The organism is Bacteroidota bacterium (assembly GCA_034723125.1).
GTDB lineage: Bacteria > Bacteroidota > Bacteroidia > CAILMK01 > JAAYUY01 > JAYEOP01.
On record JAYEOP010000320.1, the window covers coordinates 1 to 2,661 of the forward strand.

At 30.3% G+C, this 2,661-nt stretch carries 4 protein-coding genes; all 4 read right to left on the reverse strand.

What is annotated here, in order from left to right:
* The coding region (locus tag U9R42_08980) for a site-specific DNA-methyltransferase (GenBank protein ID MEA3496152.1) at positions 1-893 on the reverse strand (893 nt) is incomplete at its 3' end.
* A 213-nt stretch (positions 894-1,106) separates the two neighbouring features.
* Complete coding sequence (pyrI, locus tag U9R42_08985) at positions 1,107-1,559, reverse strand: aspartate carbamoyltransferase regulatory subunit (protein ID MEA3496153.1); 453 nt, start codon at positions 1,557-1,559, stop codon at positions 1,107-1,109.
* An 11-nt stretch (positions 1,560-1,570) separates the two neighbouring features.
* A complete protein-coding gene (pyrB, locus tag U9R42_08990) occupies positions 1,571-2,482 on the reverse strand; it encodes an aspartate carbamoyltransferase (GenBank protein MEA3496154.1) in 912 nt (303 codons plus the stop codon).
* Positions 2,479-2,661 (reverse strand): hypothetical protein (locus tag U9R42_08995; GenBank protein ID MEA3496155.1); only part of this gene is annotated, 183 nt, incomplete at its 5' end. The genes U9R42_08995 and pyrB, both read right to left, overlap by 4 nt.

Sequence of the window (2,661 nt, forward strand, 5' to 3'; positions counted from 1 at the left end):
ATAAAATTTCTTTTTAGTTTCAAACAAGCAACTCCTGTACTACCACTTCCCATAAACGGGTCTAAAACAATTTGACCTTCAAATGAGATTAGTTTTATTAAATGATACATCAATTTAACAGGTTTTAAAGTCGGATGAAAGTTAAAATCTTCTTTTTTTTGCCTTACTTTTGGAACTAAAAAGAACTTATCGTAACCATCTTCAAACTTTTCGGTTCTGATAATATTCGCAGGAACTCTTCCTTTTGGATGGGGATTATGTCCAACCTTTGTTTCACCTTCTGCATAATGTATTCTTGTATCTTCAATATTTAATGCAGCTGTTCCATATTTAATAATGTTTTGTGCAATAGTAAGTCCTTTTTCAATAGGCTTTTGTACTAAAATAATAGGTTCATAAGCAGGTTTTAAACCTAATCCTGCTCCTTTATATTTTTTTGCGAAATCTGATGCAGGTTCATATTTAAATTTTTCTTTGTTAGCATAATAATTTATAGCTCCATTTTTTTTGTAGCCTTGAACATAATTATATTTACCAACTACCTTGCTTGCTACACCAAGCTCTTTATCAATATCTAACGCTACATCTCTACTTTTAGGCATTCCATTTAGATATGACCAAAATAAAACATCTTTAATAACAAAACCGCTTTCTTCTAAATCTACCATTAAGCGGTGCATTAATCTAATCGATGAAAAAACAAGAGTAAAGGCTCCAGGTTTTAACAGCTGTAAACTATTTCTCCAAATTTCTTGTTTTGGCAAATCTTTATCCCATTCTTGATTTTGGTAAGAAATTCCATAAGGCGGGTCAGTAACAATGGCATCAACTGAATTGTTTGCTAATTCAGATAAAGGATAACAAGATTTATTGTATATTTTATATTCTGACATCTTTTGTTCTCCTTATATCTCCTAATTTTTATATACTCTCAAATGATGTTTGATAATTTACAAGTAATTTATAAACAAACTTTTTTGTTTTGTCTGGTGGAACTACTATTTCAAAACCATATTCTTTTATCATCCTTATGGACAAATGCTAACTCTTAATAAAAGCCTCAGCGTTTTGATAAGGCTGTAATTTGTTTTATTAGAGGACTTCTCTTAAGAAAACTCTATTTCATCTTTTTCCATTACTTTTTCGCAGTACTTACATTTGAGTTTCAAAGATTCACAATCAGTATCTACATTAAATACAGTTTCAATATTTTCATGATTAGTAATGCATTTTGAATTTCTGCATTTTACTATTCCTGAAATTTGCTTAGGAACTTTTACAATAGTTTTTTCTTTAACATCAAAGTTTTTAATAATTGTAAGTGATGCTTCAGGTGCAACTAATGAAATTTTGTTTATTTCATGTGCTTTGAAAAACTTATTAGAAACTTTTATAATTCCTTTTTTTACAAGCTTTTTACTATCCAGATTAGCACCAATAAGTACAGTGTTCTCTGAATTTTCAAGGTCAAGTATTTTTACAACTTTCATTACACTTTTTGCAGGAATATGATCTATTACAGTGCCTTTTTCTATTGCACTAACTCTTAATTCTTTCATTTTTATTCAATTTATTTTTTTAAACCTAAAATTAATGAAACTATTGCCTGGCGTACATACACCCCATTTAATGCCTGTTGGAAATAGTATCCTTTTCCTGAGTCATCAACATCAATGTTTATTTCGTTTACTCTTGGGAGAGGATGTAATACTTGCATATTGTCTTTTGAAGTAGAAAGATCATCCCTTTTTAACTCATAAGAATCTTTTACTTTCTCGTATTCCGAAGGATCTGAAAATCTTTCCCTTTGAATCCTTGTCATATAAAGAATATCAACATCAGGAATAACATCATGGATGTTTGATAAAGTATGAAACTCAAGTCCTTTATTTTTAAGAAACATTTGATATTGTTCAGGAATCTGCAAAAAACTTGGGGCAACAAAATGAAATTTGCAATTAAAATTGGAAAGAGCCATTAGCAAAGAATGAACAGTACGACCATATTTTAGGTCGCCAACAAATCCAATAGTAAGGTTTTCAAGAGTATTCTGAGTTTGCTGAATTGAATAAAGGTCAAGTAATGTTTGAGTAGGATGCTGATTGGAGCCATCTCCTGCATTGATAATTGGTACATCTGCTACTTCACTTGCAAATCGTGCAGAGCCATCAAAAGGATGACGCATAACAATAAGGTCGGCATAGTTGCTAACGGTTTTTATTGTGTCACGTAATGATTCACCTTTTTTTACACTTGTTGAACTTGCATCGGTAAAACCAACAATATGACCACCAAGCATTGAAATAGCACTCTCAAAACTTAACCTTGTTCTTGTTGAAGGTTCAAAAAATAATGATGCAATCACATGTTTTGTTAAAATTTGCTGTCGTGAATCCTTCTCAAATTCAGCGGCAAGTTCAAGAATTTTTAAATGCTCTTCTTTAGAAAAGTCATTAATAGAAATTAAACTTCGATTTTTCATTTTTTACTCTTTTTTATTCTTTCCAATAATTCAAGATATTTTAATTGTATATAGGGAGGTTCTTTAAATACATTTCTTTTAAGAAACAAAGATAATGAATAAGATGCAAGGCACAAATTTTTCTGAATAGCCGTAGCTATTGAGAAAAATTTTAACGCAGTCAGATTGTTTATTATCTT

Coding starts and splice junctions, on each gene's coding strand:
- pyrI (MEA3496153.1), bottom strand. CDS start 1,559: ATGAAAGAATTAAGAGTTAGTGCAATAGAAAAAGGCACTGTAATAGAT.
- pyrB (MEA3496154.1), bottom strand. CDS start 2,482: ATGAAAAATCGAAGTTTAATTTCTATTAATGACTTTTCTAAAGAAGAG.